The organism is Streptomyces sp. NPDC044704 (genome assembly GCF_056433525.1).
This window is the reverse complement of record NZ_JBWKGY010000014.1, coordinates 189599-207697: the sequence shown is the minus strand read 5'-3', so window position 1 is coordinate 207697 and position 18099 is coordinate 189599. Positions and strand designations below refer to the sequence as shown.

Sequence of the window (18099 nt, the reverse complement as noted above, 5' to 3'; positions counted from 1 at the left end):
CCGACCGACGTCTACGTGCTGCCCAAGCACCTCGACGAGAAGGTCGCCCGACTCCACCTCGACGCCCTCGGCGTCAAGCTCACCACCCTGCGCCCGGAGCAGGCCGCCTACATCGGCGTCAAGGTCGAGGGCCCGTACAAGCCCGACCACTACCGCTACTGACCGCCGTGGAGACCGCCGACGAAGTACGCGATCCCTGGCTCCCGGACCTGCTGCTGCGCACCGAACGGGACGCGCTGATACCGCTGTTGCGCCGCACGCCCGAGGCCTCGTACGGGCTGCGCACCGCGTGCCCCGGCTGGACCGCCCGGGACGTCCTCGCCCACTGCGCGGCCGCCCTCGTACGGATCGTCGAAGGCCGGCTGGAGGAAGGGGTCTTCCTCCCCGCCGCCAACGCCGCCGACGTGGCCGAGCGCGCGGACTGGCCGGTGCCCCGGATCGTGGACGAGCTGGAACGCGGGCTCAGCGAAGCGGGCGCGGCCATCGCCGCGGGCGACGGCACGCTGGACGCGGTGGCACTGGGGGAGTGGATCCACGCGGGCGACGTCCGGGAGGCGTTCGGGGCGCCGGGGGCGTACGCCGGGGACAGCCTGGCGCTCGCCCTGCCCCTGCTCCGGACCGCCAGCCGCAGGCGGGAGACGCCACGCCTGCTCGCCGACATCGACGGGCACGCGGGACCGTTGGTCCTCGGCAACGCGGTGCCCGGCCGGCCTCCCGCCCGGTTCGGCGGGGACGCGGCGACGCTGATCCGCCTCTACTCGGGCCGTCCGCTGGTCGCGACCCGCTACGAACTGGCGGGCGCGGCTGAGGAGGAACTGCTCATCTACCGGTGACCCCGGAAAACGGCCGGGCCGGGTCCCGTTCCGCCCACCGCGGCGGAGCGGGACCCGGCCCGGCCGCGGGCGCGTCCGCTCAGTCGATGCGCACGACCTGGAAGGCCTCCGCCATCCTTCCCGCGGGCAGCCCCGCCGACCGCGCGTGCTCACCGAGCCAGTTCCGCAACAGGCCCGCCAGGTCGTCGAAGTGGGCGGTCTGCGAGGTGTGGATGCGCAGGGCCTCCACCTTGCGGTCGAACACGGGGGTGACGTCGACGTACCGGTTCGGCGTGGGGCCCGTCATCAGCCACAGCTCCGGAACGATCCACGGCTCCAGGCCCTCCTCCTTGAGGAGGGACGGGTGTGCGAACGGATTGCGGGCCTCGGGATAGACGGCGCGCAGGGCGGCGTCTCCCACCGCACGGTGGTCGGGGTGCAGGTCGGCGATCCGCGCCCAGTTGATCTCCGGGCTCGGGATGATCGCGCGTTGCGGGCGGACCTCCCGGATCACCCGGCACAGGTCGCGGCGCAGCTCCACGCTCGACTCGACGTAGCTGTCGGGGTAGCCGAGGAAGCGGACGTCGTCGACGCCGCTGCGCTTGGCCGAGTGGACCTGTTCGGCGCGGCGGAGGTCGCCCATGGCCTGGCGCGGCAGCATCTCGTCGTAGCCGCCGGCGCCGCCGTCCGTGACGATGCAGTACGTCACCCGCGTCGTGCCCTGCGCGATCCACCGCATGACCGTCCCGCTGACGCAGAACTCGATGTCGTCCGGATGCGCGGCCACGACCAGCAGGGATTCCGGGGCGCTGAGGTCTGTGCGGTCGGTCGCGAAGTGATCCATGAGATCAGCGTGTTGGGCGCGGACGCGGGCCGCAAGGCGGCCCCTCTGGCGTACTCGCGACATGTCATCTCTACGCCACGGCCCCGCCTTCCTGGCGTTTCCACGCAACGGCGTGAACGCGCAAGCCCGAACCAGACCGTACGGTTCGTTTCTCTGTCAGGCTTTGTATGGGCACCCCGTTCTCCCCTTCCCCTCCCGCCGGAGCGCGGAGCGGGGAGGGCGTCCGCCCCTTCCGTTTCGAGCCTCGCTGCGTACTTCGCACCACAGCGTCAAGGAGGTCCCATGAGCACCCCCGTATGGATCACCGCGACCCCGCCGGCCACCCACGGCGAACTTCACGTCGGCCATCTCGCGGGACCTTACGTCGCGGCGGACGTGCTGTCCCGGTACCTGCGGGCCGAGGGCGAACCCGTCCTGTTCACCACCGGTACCGCCGACCACACCAGCTCCGTCCACGTGCGGGCGCTCCGCGCCGGCCGCAAGCCGGAGGAGGTCGCCGAGGGCTACCGGGAAGCGATCACCGCCGACTGGCTGCGCTCGGGCGTCGAGTTCGACCACATCGTGCGCCCGCGCCAGGACAAGGGCTACGGCCGCTGGCTGGCCGACCTCTTCCGGCGGCTCCACGCGGAAGGCGTCATCGCCGCCCGCACCCGCCTGACGCCGTACTGCGAACCCTGCGGGCGCTGGCTCCACGGAGCGCACGTCACCGGCTCCTGCCCGCACTGCTCGGCCGCCAGCGACGGCGGCATGTGCCACGAGTGCGCCCGCCCCAACGACGGCGGCGACCTGCTGGAGCCGCGCTGCGTCCAGTGCGGCTCCCCGGCCGCACCCCGGCGCTGCCGGCGCCTCTACATCCCCCTGGAGCCGCACCGCGAGGCCCTCGCCGCCTACTGGGCCGCCACCGGCCTCCCGCCGCGCCTGGCCGCGCTGTGCGAGTCGCTCGCCGAGGACGGGCTGCCGGACATCGCCGTGTCCCACCCCGCCGGATGGGGGCTCCCCGTCCCCGTCGACGGTTTCCCCGAGCACCGCATCGACGGCTGCTTCGAGGCGGCCGCGATGCAGCTCTTCGGCCACGGCGACCGTCCGTTGCCCGAACGGGCCATCCACTTCTGCGGCTTCGGCCACGCCTTCTGTCACGCCGTCCTGCTGCCGGTGCTGCTCTTCGCCCAGGGGGTCGAGCTGCCGCAGCGCTTCTGCGTCAACGAGGCGTACGTCATCGACGACGAGGCGCTCGTCTGGGGCTCGGGCCAGAAGGCCTGGGCGCTGGACCTGATCACCGAGTACGGCTCGGACACGCTGCGCCGGCACGTCCTCCAGGCCCGGCCCGTGGCCCCCCGGACGGAGTTCCACACCGACCGGCTCGCCGCCGCCCGCCGGGAACTGGACGAGAGCTGGAACCACTGGCTGTCGCGGCTGTTCACCGCCGTGCGGGAGGAGTGCGCGGGACTGGTTCCGGCGGCGCTGCCCGGCGGCACCGGCTGGGAGGTGCTGGAGCGGCGGCTCCTGCGCGGGGTGGAAGACCTGCGCGAGGCCTATTCGCCCGAGGCGTTCGACCCGCGCAGGGCGGTCGCCCTCCTCGACGAGATGGTCCGGTCGGCGTCCGACTTCGGCCACGTCAACGCGCACGAGGCACACCGCCCCACCGCGGGCCGCCGGCACGAGCCGGTGCTGGCGGCGCAGCTGGCCGTGGCCCGCGCGCTCGGCGCCTGGGCGCGGCCCGTGATGCCCGAGGGCGCGGACCGGCTGGCCGCCGCCCTGCGGGTGCCGCCGGGAGGGCCGGTTTCCGCCGAGGTGCTCGCCCCGCCCGCCCCCGGCACCCGGCTGGCGCCGCCCTCGGGACCGGTGTTCGGCTTCTGACCCCGCCGTCCGACCGGACGGCACCACGGCTCACGGCACGGCAAGACGGCAAGACGGCAAGACGGCAAGACGACAGAAACCTCCCTTCGCCGCGTGACCCCGCGCCGGTCGCACGGCGCGCGAGGGTACGCGCGGCCCCTCCCCGTAGGAGCTCCACGTGTCCCTGCGCGTCGCCATGCTCAGCGTCCACACCTCGCCGCTGCACCAGCCCGGCACCGGGGACGCGGGTGGCATGAACGTCTACATGGTCCAGCTCTCCCGAGCCCTCGCCGAACTGGGCGTCGAGGTCGACCTGTTCACCCGCTGCCGCGGCGAGGCCCGCCCCCGCTGGGCCGACCTGGGCCCCGGCGTCCGGCTGCGGCACCTGGAGGCCGGCCCGCGGGCCGCCCTGCCCAAGGAGGACATGCCCGCCCTGGTGGTGCCGTTCTCACTGGCACTGCTCAAGGAGGAACGGCGCTACGACCTGGTCCACTCGCACTACTGGCTCTCCGGGCAGGCAGGCCGCATCGCCGCCGTCGGCTGGCGGGTACCGCTCGTGCACACCGCCCACACCCTCGCCCGGGTCAAGAACGCGGCCCTCGCGGACGGCGACACCCCCGAGCCGCAGTCACGGATCCGCGGCGAGCACCAGGTGGTCGGCTCCGCAGACCGGCTGATCGCCAACAGCGCCGACGAAGCCGTCGCGCTGCGGAACCTGTACGGGGCCGAAGTGCGAAGAACGGAGGTCGTCCGGCCCGGTGTCGACCTGCGCACCTTCGGCCCCGGCCGGGGCCGGGCCGCCGCGCGGGCCCGGCTCGGCCTGCCGGCCGACGCGTTCGTCCCCCTGTACGCGGGCCGCATCCAGCCCCTCAAGGGGCCGGACGTGATGGTGCGCGCCGTCGCCGAGCTCCTGAGGGAGGTCCCGGCGCTGCGCCGGCGGACCATCGTCCCGGTGGTGGGCGGCAACTCGGGGGCCGGGCCGCGCGGCGACGCCTGGGAACTGGCCCGGGAGCTGGGGGTGGCCGACGTACTGCGGCACCACCCGCCGGTGCCGCCGGCGGAGCTGGCCGACTGGTACCGGGCGGCGGACGTCTTGATGGTGCCCTCGCGCAGCGAGTCCTTCGGGCTGGTCGCCCTGGAGGCGCAGGCCTGCGGTACGCCGGTCCTGGCGTCGGCCGTCGGCGGACTGCCCACCGCCGTACGGGACCGGGTGACCGGCATGCTGGTCCGCGGCAACGATCCGCTGGAGTACGCCCGGTGGCTGCGCTGGTTCGCGGAACACCCGCGGGCGGGCGCCGCGATGGGGAGGGCGGCGGTGCGGCACGCCCGGACGATGAGCTGGCAGACCGCGGCCACCCGGACCCTGGAGGTCTACCGGGACGTGCTGCGGGAGGAGAAGCCGGGCCCGGAGACGAATGAGGCAGGAGCGGCGGCACGCCCCTGCCTCGCCGGCGCCTCTCCCCTGGAGGGTCGAGAAGGCCGGAATTCCACACTAGCAGCACTTTTGGGTTGACCAAAGGAGCGCAAGTGTAACGTCTCCATGAACTCCAGCCGGAATGCGCGGAATTGGCACGGAGCCCTGCCCGCCCGCCGGGACTCCAGATCCGCCTCAGGTGCGCTACAGGAAACTGGTCCGGCCGCGGATGCCGTACGACAATGGAGATGTCTTCGACGGAATGCCGGCGGCACGGACCCGCGGAGACGAAATCGGCAATTCACATTCCTGGAGGAAATCATGTCCGCTGCGCACATCACCCGAATGCACGGGAACACCGGACGCTCCGGCCACGCCCACCCGTCCTGTACCGTCACCGCGCGGACGTCGGCCCGGTCGAACGACAACGGCTGGGACTGAACCGCCCGGCCCCTTTCCGCAACAGAGCCTCGTGATCGCCCCCCCCCGGCGGCCGCGGGGCTTCTCCATTTGCCCCGACCGGGGTGTTGCGCCGGTATTTCGGGCGGGTCATCCGGAGGGGATGCCGGACGGGGCCTCCGGGGTCGGTGTGGGGTGAATCAATCCAGCCAGCCGAGCCGCTGCGCCCGTACGCCGGCCTCGAATCGGCTCGACGCCCCCATTTCCTGCATCAGTTCGGACAGCATGCGGCTCACCGTCCGCAAGGACACTCCCAGATTCCGGGCGACTTTCTCGTCCTTCATGCCCGAGGCGAGCATCTTGAGCGCGGCCCGCTGCTGCTCGGACAGCCCGTCCCCGCCGAGTTCCGGCGCGACGTCGTCGCCGTACGGTGTGGCCGCGTGCCAACAGTGCTCGTACAGCGCCAGGTAGGAGCGCACGAGGGCGGGGCCGCGGGCGAGGATGGCGCCGGCCGACCGGTCGTCGGGGTGGACGGGCAGCACGGCGAACTGCTGGTCGGCGATGATCATGTTCATCGGGGCGGCGGGCGACAGCCGGATCTCGACCCCGGCCTCGACCCGGCGGCGCAGCATCTCCACCGCCTCCGGCGAGGTGGTGATCCGCTGGTGGTAGATGGCGCGGATGCGCACCCCGTTGTCGATCTGTCTGCGGTCGCGGCTGAGCACGCGGTCCGCGACCTCCCGGACCAGGGCCGTCACGTGCATGGACGTCAGGTCGTGCCGGATGACGTCCGTGATGTCCTCCAGCACCTGCTGGATCCGCCCGTAGTCGTCGATGATCTCCACCTCGACCTCGGAACCGCTCAGCGAACCGGGCCGCAGGAACCTGCCGACCAGCGTCTCCAGCGCGCTGTAGGTCCGGTCCGACTCGTCCAGGTGCTCGCGCAGCCGCTCGCGTTCGCGTTGCAGCATCCGCAGCAGGGCGATCTCGGGGTCGACCACGGCGACCGCGTCCGGGCCCGGCCGCCAGGCCTCCGACTGGAGATCGGCGCGCGTCGCGTGCGTGCTGTCCGTGGGCACGATGAGGCCGAGGTCCATCAGCTCCGCACGCCGGCTCTCGCGCTCCTCGGGCGCCAGCCCCAGTTCCGCGAAGACGTCGTTGAGGTTGGACACCCCGCGCAGGCGCAGCTCCTGATAGAGGGCCAGCACCCTGTCGGCCGACTGGATGCCGTCCCTGCCATCGCCCGTTGCCATCGCGAAGCGACCCCCTCGTCTTACGAATCGACAGTCACACTTTGGCACATGCCGGTGAGGGAGTCCCCGCCCCGCGGAAACGGATGTGACGGGCGTCACAATGCCCGGCCGGGGTGATCGACTCTGCTTCCGGGCGGCCGGGACGGGCCGCCCCGGGGCCGCCCGGAGGGGGCTCGCGGACCCAACTCCCGTGCGGGCGCGGCGATGTGGGGCCGGGGGGTGTGAGGGGCCGGGTCAGTCCTGCGCCGTGCCCAGGCAGTCCGGGCACAGCCCCTTGAAGGTGATCTCCGCGTCGCCCATCCGCCAGGCGCGGAGTTCCTCGCCCGCTGGTTCGGGCACCTCGGCCCGTACGTTCTCCACGCGGCCGCAGCGCAGGCAGAGGGCGTGCTGGTGCGGCGGGCCGGAGACCTCGAAGACGGCGGGCAGGCCGGGGCGGTCGAACTTCGCGGCCAGTCCGGTCTCCAGGAAGTGCCGCAGCATCTCGTACACGGCCTGGCTGGTCAGGGTCCCCAGCCGTTCGCGGGCGGCCGCCGTGATGGACTCGACGTCCATGTGCCCGCCCGCCGCCAGCACCTGGAGCACTTCGAGGCGCGGCCCGGTCACGCGCAGACCCACGTCACGGAGGCGCTGGATCACCGCCTCGCGGCCGGTCGACTCCTCCACGACAGCCATCGCTGCGCCACCATCCGTCATCTGGTCCGCTCAAACCTTTGGAGGCATCGTACCTCTTGTCCGCCCCGTGGAACGGGGGAGGGGAGGGCGGATCGGCCCGCGCGGGGCGGAGGTCATCCGTCGGCCCGGCACACGAGGAGGACGCTCTCGGTCCGCTCGTCCAGGCGGTGGCGCCGACGGCGTTCCACGCGCAGTCCCGCCGCCTCCAGTTCGGCGTCGAGGCGTTCGGGGTCCACGATCCACTTGCGGGTGCTCCGCACGACGCGTTCGGTGCTCAGCTTGCCGGTGCGGACGCAGTGGTAGGTGATGTGCTCGCTCATGCCGTCCAGGTCGAAGACCTGCCGGGCCACGGCCCACTCCTCGACGCCGTCGAAGCGGGGCACCTGGAACGCCCAGGTGCGCACCGGCTCGTCCGACAGCCCCCGCAGCCCGTGCGCCGTGAAGTCGAGGGCGAGCGCACCGCCCGGTTCCAGGTGGGCGGCGATCTCGCGCAGCAGCCCGGGGCGGGCGCCGGGCGGGACGGCCGCGACCGTCGTCCCGGCCAGCAGGGCCAGCCGGTACGTCCGCCGCAACCGCAGTTCCGCGAGATCGGCCCGGGTGGTGACCAGACGCCGCGACACCTGGGGTCCGATCCGCCGGCCCCAGGCCCGCAGCCGCTCCAGGCAGGCGGCGTCCCGGTCCACGGCCTCGACGGAGAAGCCCTGGCGGGCGAACGGGACGGCCAGCCGGCCCGCTCCCGAGCCCAGGTCCAGCACCGGGCCGCCGCCGCACCGCCGCGCGAGGCTCAGGTAGCGGACGATGTCCGCGCTGTGCGGACCCAGCAGCGCGTCGTACAGCCACGCGTCGTCCTCGGCGGCCGGCGCGGCCGACTCCAGGCCGGGCAGGAACTCCACGGACGCCGGCAGGGCGCTGCCGCCGCAGGGCGGGACGCCGGGGGCCGCGTACGGGAACGGCGGGACCGGTGCGGGCGCGGTGGGCACGACCGGCATGACGGTCAGGGAAGTGCCGCTCGGTGTGTGCATCGCTCCTCCAGGGGCTCGCTCGGTCCGGCCGTCCGGGCGGGGTTCCCGTGCCGCCGGGACCGCGCCGCTGGTGAAATCCTGTCCTGCGGCGCGGGGTCCGGGCCAGAGCGGCGGGCTGCGTGAACACGCGATGGCGTGGATCTGCCACGCCCGCGGGGTGGAGGAAGGACGGCGGGCCGGCGACCGGGGCGGGCAGCCGTCGCAGGCGGGCGGCCGTCAGAACGTGCGGCCCTCAGAGCGTGCAGCTGTCAGAACGTGCGGCCGTCAGAACGTGCGGCCGAGGCGGACCGGCGTGAGCGCGGTGAACCCGTGATGGGTGAAGAACGGCAGGGCCGGGGCCTGTTCCACGGGCAGCCCGATCCGCTGGGACGTCGCCCCGTGCTCCCGCATCCGTCCGGTGGCCGCCGCCAGCAACGCGGTGCCGATGCCCTGCCGGCGGTGGGCCGGAGCCGCGCACAGGGCGTAGATCTCGCCTTCGGACGCGACGGGGACGCCGCCCGAGACGGCTCCGACGACGGCGCCGGCCGCGTCGGCCGCCACCAGCCAGCCGAGCCAGCCGGGCGCCCCGCCGGGAATTTCAATTTCCGCTCTTATGCGGGGCAGGGCGCAATGGTCCGACACCAGTCGGCGGGCACGGATTTCACCGAGGAGGTCGCCGTAGTCCCCGCGAATCGCCTCGGCGAGGAGCCGGGATATCGCCGTCGCGTCACCGGGCGCTGCCGTCCGCACGTCAGCCAGCAGCATTTGTTCCGCACCTCTCGCCGTACCGGTCCTGAGCCCGCACGCGCCCAGAATAGCGGGCAATTCGAGTGGTCGGGGGCGAGGCGAAATCTACGAATTGGCTTAGTAAATAGCCGGGTTGAGGGGAGCCGCTATCACGTCCAACAACAGGCGACGATCGTGGGAACGATCACCGACACCGCCGCGGTCACCGCGAGCAGCCCGCGCAGCACCGCGTGCCCCACCCGGTGCGGGGTCAGGATGCGGTGCATCCGCACCGCCGCCGACGGGCCGCCCGCCGCGAACGCCCGGCGGGGCGCGCGTCCGGCCGCCAGCGCGTAGAGGGCCGTGGCCAGCGAGTCCCGGGTACAGCCGCGCAGCGCCCGGTCGTCGGCGGCCATCTCCAGGAGCAGCGGCACGGCCTGCCCGCCGATCCGGGCCAGCGGCAGCCGGCGGAAGACGGTCGAGTACGCCCCGGCCGCGGCGACCAGCAGGTGGTGCCGGCCGGCGATGTGGGCCCGCTCGTGCGCGAGGGCGGCGGCCAGCTCCTGCTCCGAGAGGACCTCCACCGCTCCCGAGGAGATCACGACCCGGCGCGAACGCCCCGGCAGGCAGTACACCGCGGGCCGCGCGTCGTCCAGTACCGTCACGCCGAGCTCCGCGTCGTACCGGCCGACCAGCCGCAGCAGTTCGGCGTGCCGGCCGCGGGCCCTGCGCGCCCGCACGAGCTCCCGTACGAAACCGGTGCCGGGCAGCGCCAGTACCGCGAGTGCCGACGCGGCGGCGAGGAGCTCGCGCGCCGTCCCGTCCGCAAGCCGGCGCGGCGAGGGCGGGCTGAGGGTCAGGGCCGCGTCGATCAGCCGGTGACTGGTCTCCGCGGGGAGCAGCAGCTGCGCGGGGAGGATCGCCGTCGACAGCGCGAAGAGGGCCCCGCACGCGATCCACACGGCCAGGCCCAGCCGGGGCACCTGCTGGGCCCAGCGGGCGCGGAGCAGCATCCAGGGGATCAGCAGGCCCGTGATCAGGACGAGTCCGAGGGGCGGCAGGACGTGGTGGTTCACCGGCCGCCTCCGGTGGGGCCGGCGGGGCGGTCGGGCCGGGCGGCGCGCAGGGCGTCGTCCAGCGCCTCGACGTCCTCGTGGGACATGCGCTCCACGAACCGGAGCAAGGTGGCCCTGCGGTCCTGGCTGTCGCCGAGGGCGTCCTGCATGAGCGCCGCGGTGTACTCCTCGCGGCTGCGGACCGCCTGGTAGATCCAGGCCCGGCCGGACTTCTCGCGGCTCAGCCAGCCCTTGCGGTACAGGATGTCGGCCACGGTCATGACGGTGGTGTAGGCGACCTTGCGGCCCCGGTTTATGTCGTCGACGATCTCGCGGACGGATGCGGGGCGTTCCCACTGCCACACCCGGTCCATGATCTCGGCCTCCAGCTCTCCCAGCCGGCGTACGCGCATCCCTCTCGGCCCCTCCCGCTCGCGAGCGGCTCATGGTACGGCCAGCCCCCGCGGCGGGCGCATACCCCCGCCTGGTACGCCGGCCCGGCGCCGGTCCGGGAACGCCGGCCGCCCCTCCACGAACTGCGCGGTGTGGAGGGGCGGTTGACGGGACGGGCGGGGTTACGTACGGATGAGCCGGGCGATGGCCTCGGTGGCCTCGCCGACCTTCACCCGCGCGCCGTCCCCGCCCTGTGCGACGGCCTCGGTGACGCAGGAGCCGAGGTGGTCGTCGAGCAGGGTCACGGCGCAGGACCGGAGCGCCGCGTTGACCGCGGACACCTGGGTGAGCACGTCGATGCAGTAGGCGTCCTCGGTGACCAGCCGCTGCACCCCGCGGACCTGTCCCTCGATCCGCCGCAGGCGTCTGATGACGTCTTCCTTGTGTTCTGCGTAACCGGCCACGGGAGCTCCTCAGTTGGTGGCGGCCCGGAAGCCGCGCAGACGCAGGCTGTTGCCGACGACGAACACCGAGGAGAAGGCCATGGCCGCTCCCGCGATCATCGGGTTGAGCAGTCCCGCCGCGGCGAGCGGCAGGGCGGCCACGTTGTACGCGAACGCCCAGAACAGGTTCGAGCGGATGGTGCCGAGCGTCTTGCGGGCGAGCCGGATGGCGTCGGCCGCCGCCCGCAGGTCGCCCCGTACGAGCGTCAGGTCGCCGGCCTCGATGGCCGCGTCGGTGCCCGTGCCCATGGCCAGGCCCAGGTCGGCCTGGGCGAGCGCGGCCGCGTCGTTGACCCCGTCGCCGACCATCGCGACGCTGCGGCCCTCGGACTGGAGCCGCTTGACGACGTCGACCTTGTCCTGCGGCATCACCTCGGCGATGACCTCGTCGATGCCGACCTCGGCCGCGACGGACTCCGCGACGGCCTTGTTGTCGCCGGTCAGCAGGATCGGCGTGAGGCCCAGGGCGCGCAGCCGGCGGATCGCCTCGGCGCTGGTGTCCTTGACCGCGTCCGCGACCTCCAGGACGGCCCGCGCCTCCCCGTCCCAGGCGACGGCGATGGCGGTGCGCCCGGCGGCCTCGGCCTCGGCCTTCGCCCGCTCCAGGTGCGTGGGCAGGGCCATCGCCCACTCGGCGAGCAGCTTCTCGCGGCCGACGAGGACCGCGTGTCCGTCGACGACGCCCTGCACGCCGAGCCCGGGCACGTTGGCGAAGTCCTCGGGGGCCGGCAGGGCGCCGACCCTCGCGGCCGCGCCGGCCGCCACGGCCTGGGCGATCGGGTGCTCCGAGGCGTGCTCCAGCGCACCGGCCAGGCGCAGTACGTCGTTCTCGTCCACGCCCTGCGCGGTGTGCACCCGGAGCAGGGTCATCCGGCCGGTGGTGACGGTGCCGGTCTTGTCCAGGACGATGGTGTCGACCTTGCGCGTGGTCTCCAGGACCTCGGGGCCCTTGATCAGGATGCCGAGCTGCGCGCCGCGACCCGTGCCGACCATGAGGGCGGTCGGGGTGGCCAGCCCGAGGGCGCAGGGGCAGGCGATGATCAGTACGGCGACGGCGGCGGTGAAGGCCGCGGCCAGGCCGGAGCCGGTGCCGAGCCAGAACCCGAGCGTGGCCAGGGCGAGGCCGATGACGACCGGGACGAACACCGCGGAGATCTTGTCGGCGAGGCGCTGCGCGGCGGCCTTGCCGTTCTGGGCGTCCTCCACCAGCTTGGCCATCCGGGCCAGTTGGGTGTCGGCGCCGACCCGGGTGGCCTCGACGACCAGGCGGCCGCCGGCGTTGAGGGTGGCTCCGGTGACGGCGTCCCCGAGGGAGACCTCGACCGGGACGGACTCGCCGGTGAGCATGGAGGCGTCCACGGCGGAGGAGCCCTCGACGACGGTGCCGTCGGTGGCGATCTTCTCGCCGGGCCGGACCAGGAAGCGGTCCCCGACCTGCAAGTCGGCCGTCGGGACGGTGACTTCGCTGCCGCCGCGCAGCACCGTGACCTCCTTGGCGCCCAGTTCCAGCAGAGCCTTGAGGGCGGCGCCGGCCTTGCGCTTGGAGCGGGCCTCGAAGTAGCGGCCGGCCAGGATGAAGGCGGTGACCCCGGCCGCCGCCTCCAGGTAGATGTTCCCGGCGCCGTCGGTGCGGGCGATGGTGAACTCGAAGGCGTGGGTCATGCCGGGGGTGCCCGCGGTGCCGAAGAACAGGGCCCACAGCGACCACAGGAAGGCGGCGGTCGTGCCCACGGAGATCAGCGTGTCCATCGTGGCCGCGCCGTGCTTGGCGTTGGTCCAGGCGGCGCGGTGGAACGGCCAGGCGGCGTACGTGACGACCGGCGCGGCCAGCGTCAGCGACAGCCACTGCCAGTAGTCGATCTGGAGCGCCGGAACCATGGCCATCGCGATGACGGGCACGGCGAGGGAGACGGCGGTGACCAGGCGCTGCCGCAGCGGGAGCAGCTCGTCCGCCTCTTCGGCATCGGCCCCGCCGGCGCCGGACCCGCCCTCCGTACGGGGCGGAGCCGGCTCCTGCGCGGTGTAGCCGGTGGCCTCGACGGTGGCGATCAGGTCCGCGACGGAGATGTCGGCGTCGAAGGTGACCTTCGCCTTCTCGGTGGCGTAGTTGACGGTGGCCTCGACGCCGTCCATGCGGTTGAGCTTCTTCTCGATGCGGGCCGCGCACGAGGCGCAGGTCATGCCGCCGATGGCGAGCTCGACCTGGGCGGCGCCGGGAGTGATGGTGGTCATGAGGGCTGCTCCTCGTTCGAGCGCGGGGTGGGGGCCGGGGCCCGGTGGACGGACCGGGTCCCGGCGGCCGGGTGGGTCGGGGGCCGGGCGGAGCGTCAGGCCCGGCCGGTCAGCTCGTAGCCGGCGTCGTCGATCGCGGCACCGATCGCGGCGTCGTCGGGGGCGCCGGTTGTCTTCACGGTGACCAGGCCGCCGTCCACGTCCACGTCCACGGAGAGGACCCCGTCGAGCGCGCCGACCGACGCGGTGATGGCGGTCCTGCAGTGTCCGCAGCTCATGCCGGACACGCGGTAGACGGTGGCGGTGGTGTCTACGAGGGCCGTCGCGGTCGTGGCCGCTCCGGCGTTCGTGCCGCAGCTGCCGTCGGGGGTGCAGCAGGAAGACATGGAACTCTCCTTGATCGGTTCAGAGGGTGTCCGGATACCCGGTGGGGGTATCCAGGACCGCTCTTAGGTATACCCCCCGGTGGTATGGTCCCGCAAGGGATCCCACGGCTTGACTTGATACCCCCCAGGGGTATGGTGAAGTCACGGAACCGCTGGACGCGGCACTACGTCGTACGGGAGAGCAGCCATGAACACCGGAGTGAAGACCGCCACCTTTGCCGCCGCGCTCGCGGCGGCCTTCGGGGCCGCGTACGGGGTCGGAGCGGGCGTCGGCCCCGTGGGCTCACCCGCCAAGGCGGAACACGGAGGCCACGCGGCCGCCCAGGCGCCGGCCGGCGCCGACGCCGGACACGGCGGGCACGAGGAGGCCGCCCAGGCCCCGGCCGCCGGCGGGCTCCAGGTGTCCGAGGGCGGCTACGCGCTGAGCCTCGACACACCGCGCGTCGAAGGGGGCGTCGGCGAGCTCAGGTTCTCGATCAAGGACGCCTCGGGCCGCAAGGTCACCGCCTTCAAGACCGAACACGGCAAGGAACTGCACTTCATCGTCGCCTCGCGCGACCTCACCGTGTACCGCCACCTCCACCCGGTACGGGCCGCCGACGGCACCTGGTCGACGCCGGTCGACCTGCCGGCGGCGGGCGGCTACAAGGCCTTCGCCGACTTCGCCCCGGCGGCGGAGGGCGCGAAGGGCGTCACCCTCGGCGCGGACCTCTCGGTCCCCGGCGCGTACGCACCCAACCCGCTGCCCCCGGCCGCGAACACCACGGACGTGGACGGGTACCGGGTCGCGCTGGGCGGAACCCTCGACCCGGGCAAGGCGGGCGAACTCAAGCTCACGGTCAGCAAGGACGGCAAGCCCGTCACGAACCTCGAACCGTACCTCGGGGCGTACGGCCACCTCGTCGCCCTCCGAGACGGAGACCTGGCCTACCTCCACGTCCACCCCAACGAGGGCGGCCCCGGCCCCGACGTCTCCTTCACGGCGACCGCCCCGAGCGCCGGCTCCTACCGGCTCTTCCTCGACTTCCAGCACGAGGGCAAGGTCCGCACGGCCGCCTTCACGGTGAACGCGGGAGGCGGGGCGGCCCCGGCCGCGGACTCTCCCGCGAGCACGCCCGCCGGCAGCCCCGCGGGCACCCCCTCCGGCACCCCTTCGTCCGAATCCGGCGCCCACTCCCACTGACCGCGGTCCGCCGGGCGGCCGGCTCCGACGGAGGAAAGGGATCGCCGTGCACGGATACACCGCACACAAGGACGACGTCCTCAAGCGCCTGCGCCGCCTCGAAGACCACGTGCGCGCCCTGCAACGCATGGTCGAGGAGGAGACCTACTGCATCGACGTGCTCACCCGGCTCAGCGCCGCCACCGAAGCCCTCCGGTCCTTCGGACTGGCCGTACTGGAGGACCACCTCAACTCCTGCGTGGCCGCCGCCGTCGCCGAAGGCGGCGACGGGGCCCGCGACAAGGTCGACGAAGCGTCCCGCGCCATCGCCCGCATGGTCCGCTCGTGAACCCGTTGTCTAGGGTGAGGGGATGAACGGGATGGCGATCGTCACCGACCGGGACGACTGGCGGGGCGGCTTCGAAGAGCGGGTACTGGACGGCTACCGGGCCGCGGGCTGCTCGGAGCCACTGGCGCGGGCCCTGCTGGAACGGGCGACGGAGGGAATCGACGGCTGGACGGTCGCCACCGACGGCACCGGCTGGGTCGCCGTCGGCGTGCGGGAGGCCAACGGCGTGACCGTGGGCCGCATCCACGACCTGACGGCCACTCAGGGACGCGAGTGGGCCGAGCGCTGGTGCGCGGAGAACGGCGCGCAGCGGGTGGAGGTACGGCTGGCAGGAGGCGCGGCGGGACCCTTCGCCGACTACACCGTCCAGCAGCAGATCCGCAAGCGCGCGGTACCCGAACAGCCGTCCCTCCCATCCGAGCTGACGGTCCGTCGCCTGACGGAGGCGGAGTACCCGGCCTGGTACGCCGGCGAGGAGGACGCGTACATCGAGGACATCGTCCGGGCCGGATCCCTGACCCGGGAGCAGGCCAAGGCGAAGTCCGACGAGGACTTCGCCCGCCACCTCCCGCAGGGCTACCTGACCCCGGGGCACGCCTTCTACGCGATGGAGGCGGACGGCCAGGTGATCGGCACCGGCTGGGTCAACCACGGCTTCCTCCCCGGCGTCACCTTCGGCTTCTCGCTGGAGGTCTACGAGGAACACCGCGGCAAGGGCTACGGCCGCGCCGCGATGACGGTCGGCGCATGGGCCACCCGGCAGGGCGGCGACGAGACGATGATGTTCAACGTCTTCGGCGGCAACGACGTCGCGATGCGCCTGTACGACAGCACCGGCTTCACCATCCTGGACGAATACCGCTCACTCGACCTCCCCCGAACCTGACGTCCCCGGCCCCGGGCGGGCGCGACCCCCGAAGCCCGTCGTCGCCGCTCGCCTCTGGCCGCAAAGGAGACCGGCCCTCCGCGTCCGGACGCGACTGGGGGAAGATGATCACCAGGACGAGCAGGAGGCAAGGGTCCCGATGAATCCGTACGCGCACGTGCCCGCCGACGATCCGCTCTTCGGCACGGTCCGGATCGAACTCGACCACGAGGCCGGGACGCTGGGCGTGAGCGGGGACGGCCTGCCGCCGGTCGACATCCGGCGGGCCCCGAACACAGTGCCGGAGAGCCATGTGCCGATCGGGACGCGCGACCCCGAGCACCTCACTCTGCTCGTCGACGGTGCACAGGAGACCCTGCGGCCGTCCAAGGGATTCCTGACCCGGCGCTCGTACCGGGTCGAGGTCGTCTCAGCGGCCCGGGAGTGCCACTATCTGCTGGTCCCGGACTCCCTCGGAACCAGTCGGCTGTTGCGGGACGATCGGCTGCTCGGCGTCTTCACATCGAGCGGCGACGGGCGCGTGTCGGCCGACTGGGAGGCGGAGAGCGAGTCCGAGCGTGCCAGGGACCCGTACGACGCGTCCGTGGGGTACGGGCTCGCCGCGGCATTCGGCACCGGTGCCGAACCGATGTGGCAGCTCACTCTGAACGCCGCGCTCGACCTGTGGCCGTGAGGGAACCTCAGTCCTCCGCCGGGGGCAGCAGGTGGGAGCAGGTCGAGCGTGCCACGAACGCGATGCCGTCATAGTCCTCGGCCGGGACGAGCGGGGCGGTGTTCAAGCGGTAGAGGAACCGTGGGACGTTGGCGCCGAAGCTGCGCTGCGCCTGCGGGGCGTGCAGCCAGGGCGCGGCGTCGGCGGGGGAACCCGCGGCGCGGAAGTCCGCGTAGTAGTCGCCGGGTACGGCGTGCGTGAGTCTGGCCTCCAGGGAGCGGAGGCCGGTGCCGATGCGGTGGCGGGCCGGCGGGCGCTGACGCTCCTTGCCGCGACGGGCCAGGAAGGAGCCCTTGCCGAAGAGGAGGGCCAGCGCGTAGTAGGCGTCGCCGTACCGTTCGCGGAGTTTGCTGCCGAGGGCCGGCACCTGGTCCCCGTACGTGCCCTTCGCGATGTGCCCGTTGTGCGCCCAGACCATGACGCGGGCCTCGGGGTCGTCGTCCACGAGCCGTGCGGCGGCGTCGGCCATGTAGCGGTCACGCGCGGCGAGCACGCCGTCCTCGCCGGCCGGGGCCTCGAAGGGCCGGGTCACCAGGTCGGCGGCGCGGACGAGGATCCGCGCGTGCTCCAGAGCCTCGCCGGCGTCGTCGCCGGGACCCGGCCGCTCGGCGTGGTCCGCGATGAGACGGGCGATCTCCTCTGCGCGTCGCATCAGGGCCTTGTCCGGGTCCGGAAGCGTGCCCGGGCGGGCCCGGGCCAGTACGTCCAAGGCGCTGACGCGCCCGGCCTGTTCGGGCGCGGCCCGGAGCAGAAAGGCGGCGACGGCCTCGACCGAGTCGGCGCACAGCTGGGGGTCGGTTCCCACGAAGCGGACCCGGCGCTCTTCGGGCAGATCGCGGTTGTGGGCGCGCAGCCACTCGACGAGGTCGACCATCTCGCGGGTGCGCCAGGTCCAGAAGCCCAGCCTGGCGACGAGCCGTTCGGGGGAGCCCGTGCCGTACCGGACGTACGCGTCGAGTGCGCGGGCCGCGGACTGGCTGGCCTCCATGGCGAGGGTGGTGAACCCCTCCTCGCGGACCAGGAACTCCACGATGCGGTGCTTCAGCCGGAAGAACTCGCCCGTGCCGTGGGTGGATTCCCCCAGCCCGACGATCCGTGTCCCCCGCAGTGCCTCGCCCAGGGGTTTCAGGTCCTCCACCGGCGCGCCGGGGGTCAGGGTACGCAACGGGTTGGCGTGCTCGTTCAGCCATCGGGAGATGTCGTCGGGCACCGTCTTGCCTCTCCTAACCGCGTACGGGAGGGCGGCACGCGGTCGTGCCCCGGCCTCTCTCACACGTTCATGGGCCAGTTCGTCATCGGTTGTAGCGGCGACCACCGAAAGAACCTGATGCACCGTCATGATCGGGCAGCCGGCAAGGGTGCAAGTCGGCCACGTCTTCGCGAGTCCCTGGTTGACTGCCTGGCCCGCTGACCTGCGCGCAGGCTTTCCGGCCGTGCGTCACGCAGTGGAAATACAGGGCGGAC

The 18099-nt window shown here is 73.2% G+C and carries 19 protein-coding genes; 8 read left to right on the top strand and 11 right to left on the bottom strand.

Annotation, left to right across the window (positions count from 1 at the left end; genetic code table 11):
* Together AC07B0_RS29310 and AC07B0_RS29305 are read left to right on the top strand one after the other, a co-directional pair.
* Positions 1–162: adenosylhomocysteinase (locus tag AC07B0_RS29310; protein ID WP_469382357.1), on the top strand; the 162-nt coding region annotated here is incomplete at its 5' end.
* The gene (locus AC07B0_RS29305; RefSeq protein ID WP_356876476.1) at positions 159–833 is read left to right on the top strand and encodes a maleylpyruvate isomerase family mycothiol-dependent enzyme; all 675 of its coding nucleotides are present in this window, start codon (positions 159–161) and stop codon (positions 831–833) included. The genes AC07B0_RS29310 and AC07B0_RS29305, both read left to right, overlap by 4 nt.
* A gap of 79 nt (positions 834–912) precedes the next feature.
* Here AC07B0_RS29305 and AC07B0_RS29300 read toward each other — a convergent pair whose 3' ends face one another.
* The gene (locus AC07B0_RS29300) at positions 913–1656 is read right to left on the bottom strand and encodes a PIG-L deacetylase family protein (protein ID WP_356876466.1); all 744 of its coding nucleotides are present in this window, start codon (positions 1654–1656) and stop codon (positions 913–915) included.
* A gap of 282 nt (positions 1657–1938) precedes the next feature.
* Between AC07B0_RS29300 and AC07B0_RS29295 the strand changes: the two genes are divergently transcribed.
* Positions 1939–3513, top strand: coding sequence for a class I tRNA ligase family protein (locus tag AC07B0_RS29295; RefSeq protein WP_469382313.1), 1575 nt, complete (start codon positions 1939–1941; stop codon positions 3511–3513).
* Between the two features lie 175 nt (positions 3514–3688).
* Positions 3689–5005, top strand: coding sequence for a D-inositol-3-phosphate glycosyltransferase (gene mshA, locus AC07B0_RS29290; RefSeq protein ID WP_469382358.1), 1317 nt, complete (start codon positions 3689–3691; stop codon positions 5003–5005).
* Between the two features lie 500 nt (positions 5006–5505).
* On the opposite strand, the gene AC07B0_RS29285 is transcribed toward mshA, so the two are convergent.
* The 9 genes from AC07B0_RS29285 to AC07B0_RS29245 all read right to left on the bottom strand — a co-directional run bounded on the left by AC07B0_RS29285 (position 5506) and on the right by AC07B0_RS29245 (position 13526).
* A complete protein-coding gene (locus AC07B0_RS29285; protein ID WP_356876462.1) occupies positions 5506–6558 on the bottom strand; it encodes a helix-turn-helix transcriptional regulator in 1053 nt (350 codons plus the stop codon).
* Between the two features lie 234 nt (positions 6559–6792).
* Complete coding sequence (locus AC07B0_RS29280) at positions 6793–7230, bottom strand: Fur family transcriptional regulator (protein ID WP_469382314.1); 438 nt, start codon at positions 7228–7230, stop codon at positions 6793–6795.
* 113 nt (positions 7231–7343) lie between these two features.
* On the bottom strand, positions 7344–8252 hold the full coding sequence (locus AC07B0_RS29275) for a class I SAM-dependent methyltransferase (protein ID WP_467292972.1): 909 nt from the start codon (positions 8250–8252) through the stop codon (positions 7344–7346).
* Positions 8253–8516: 264 nt separating this feature from the next.
* Complete coding sequence (locus AC07B0_RS29270; protein ID WP_356876456.1) at positions 8517–8996, bottom strand: GNAT family N-acetyltransferase; 480 nt, start codon at positions 8994–8996, stop codon at positions 8517–8519.
* A 131-nt stretch (positions 8997–9127) separates the two neighbouring features.
* Positions 9128–10033 carry a M56 family metallopeptidase gene (locus AC07B0_RS29265; protein WP_469382315.1) on the bottom strand — a complete coding sequence of 302 codons (906 nt, stop codon included), beginning with the start codon at positions 10031–10033 and terminating at the stop codon, positions 9128–9130.
* On the bottom strand, positions 10030–10425 hold the full coding sequence (locus AC07B0_RS29260) for a BlaI/MecI/CopY family transcriptional regulator (RefSeq protein WP_356876452.1): 396 nt from the start codon (positions 10423–10425) through the stop codon (positions 10030–10032). Before AC07B0_RS29260 ends, AC07B0_RS29265 begins: the two co-directional genes overlap by 4 nt.
* Positions 10426–10587: 162 nt before the next feature.
* On the bottom strand, positions 10588–10869 hold the full coding sequence (locus AC07B0_RS29255) for a metal-sensitive transcriptional regulator (RefSeq protein WP_469382316.1): 282 nt from the start codon (positions 10867–10869) through the stop codon (positions 10588–10590).
* 9 nt (positions 10870–10878) lie between these two features.
* Entirely contained in the window at positions 10879–13140 is a 2262-nt protein-coding gene (locus AC07B0_RS29250; RefSeq protein WP_478863621.1) for a heavy metal translocating P-type ATPase, read from the bottom strand.
* Between the two features lie 95 nt (positions 13141–13235).
* The gene (locus AC07B0_RS29245) at positions 13236–13526 is read right to left on the bottom strand and encodes a cation transporter (RefSeq protein WP_478899269.1); all 291 of its coding nucleotides are present in this window, start codon (positions 13524–13526) and stop codon (positions 13236–13238) included.
* A gap of 187 nt (positions 13527–13713) precedes the next feature.
* On the opposite strand from AC07B0_RS29245, the gene AC07B0_RS29240 reads away from it, so the two are divergent.
* From AC07B0_RS29240 to AC07B0_RS29225, 4 genes are all read left to right on the top strand, one after another.
* Positions 13714–14709 (top strand): hypothetical protein, encoded by a 996-nt coding sequence (locus AC07B0_RS29240; RefSeq protein ID WP_478899267.1) that lies wholly within the window; start codon positions 13714–13716, stop codon positions 14707–14709.
* A 46-nt stretch (positions 14710–14755) separates the two neighbouring features.
* Positions 14756–15037 carry a metal-sensitive transcriptional regulator gene (locus AC07B0_RS29235; protein WP_356876442.1) on the top strand — a complete coding sequence of 94 codons (282 nt, stop codon included), beginning with the start codon at positions 14756–14758 and terminating at the stop codon, positions 15035–15037.
* A 22-nt stretch (positions 15038–15059) separates the two neighbouring features.
* Positions 15060–15923 (top strand): GNAT family N-acetyltransferase, encoded by an 864-nt coding sequence (locus AC07B0_RS29230; RefSeq protein WP_478899265.1) that lies wholly within the window; start codon positions 15060–15062, stop codon positions 15921–15923.
* Positions 15924–16062: 139 nt separating this feature from the next.
* The gene (locus tag AC07B0_RS29225) at positions 16063–16596 is read left to right on the top strand and encodes a hypothetical protein (RefSeq protein ID WP_478899264.1); all 534 of its coding nucleotides are present in this window, start codon (positions 16063–16065) and stop codon (positions 16594–16596) included.
* Positions 16597–16603: 7 nt separating this feature from the next.
* Here the strand turns inward: AC07B0_RS29225 and AC07B0_RS29220 are convergent, their stop codons facing one another.
* Complete coding sequence (locus tag AC07B0_RS29220) at positions 16604–17845, bottom strand: erythromycin esterase family protein (RefSeq protein ID WP_478899262.1); 1242 nt, start codon at positions 17843–17845, stop codon at positions 16604–16606.
* Between the last annotated feature and the right edge of the window lie 254 nt (positions 17846–18099).

What these genes read in the sequence shown, in the direction of transcription:
- AC07B0_RS29300 (WP_356876466.1), bottom strand. Translation starts at nt 1,656, where the DNA reads ATGGATCACTTCGCGACCGACCGCACAGACCTCAGCGCCCCGGAATCC.
- mshA (WP_469382358.1), top strand. Translation starts at nt 3,689, where the DNA reads ATGCTCAGCGTCCACACCTCGCCGCTGCACCAGCCCGGCACCGGGGAC.
- AC07B0_RS29230 (WP_478899265.1), top strand. Translation starts at nt 15,060, where the DNA reads ATGAACGGGATGGCGATCGTCACCGACCGGGACGACTGGCGGGGCGGC.
- AC07B0_RS29260 (WP_356876452.1), bottom strand. Translation starts at nt 10,425, where the DNA reads ATGCGCGTACGCCGGCTGGGAGAGCTGGAGGCCGAGATCATGGACCGG.
- AC07B0_RS29245 (WP_478899269.1), bottom strand. Translation starts at nt 13,526, where the DNA reads ATGTCTTCCTGCTGCACCCCCGACGGCAGCTGCGGCACGAACGCCGGA.
- AC07B0_RS29275 (WP_467292972.1), bottom strand. Translation starts at nt 8,252, where the DNA reads ATGCACACACCGAGCGGCACTTCCCTGACCGTCATGCCGGTCGTGCCC.
- AC07B0_RS29225 (WP_478899264.1), top strand. Translation starts at nt 16,063, where the DNA reads ATGAATCCGTACGCGCACGTGCCCGCCGACGATCCGCTCTTCGGCACG.
- AC07B0_RS29285 (WP_356876462.1), bottom strand. Translation starts at nt 6,558, where the DNA reads ATGGCAACGGGCGATGGCAGGGACGGCATCCAGTCGGCCGACAGGGTG.
- AC07B0_RS29295 (WP_469382313.1), top strand. Translation starts at nt 1,939, where the DNA reads ATGAGCACCCCCGTATGGATCACCGCGACCCCGCCGGCCACCCACGGC.
- AC07B0_RS29240 (WP_478899267.1), top strand. Translation starts at nt 13,714, where the DNA reads ATGAACACCGGAGTGAAGACCGCCACCTTTGCCGCCGCGCTCGCGGCG.
- AC07B0_RS29250 (WP_478863621.1), bottom strand. Translation starts at nt 13,140, where the DNA reads ATGACCACCATCACTCCCGGCGCCGCCCAGGTCGAGCTCGCCATCGGC.
- AC07B0_RS29280 (WP_469382314.1), bottom strand. Translation starts at nt 7,230, where the DNA reads ATGGCTGTCGTGGAGGAGTCGACCGGCCGCGAGGCGGTGATCCAGCGC.
- AC07B0_RS29270 (WP_356876456.1), bottom strand. Translation starts at nt 8,996, where the DNA reads ATGCTGCTGGCTGACGTGCGGACGGCAGCGCCCGGTGACGCGACGGCG.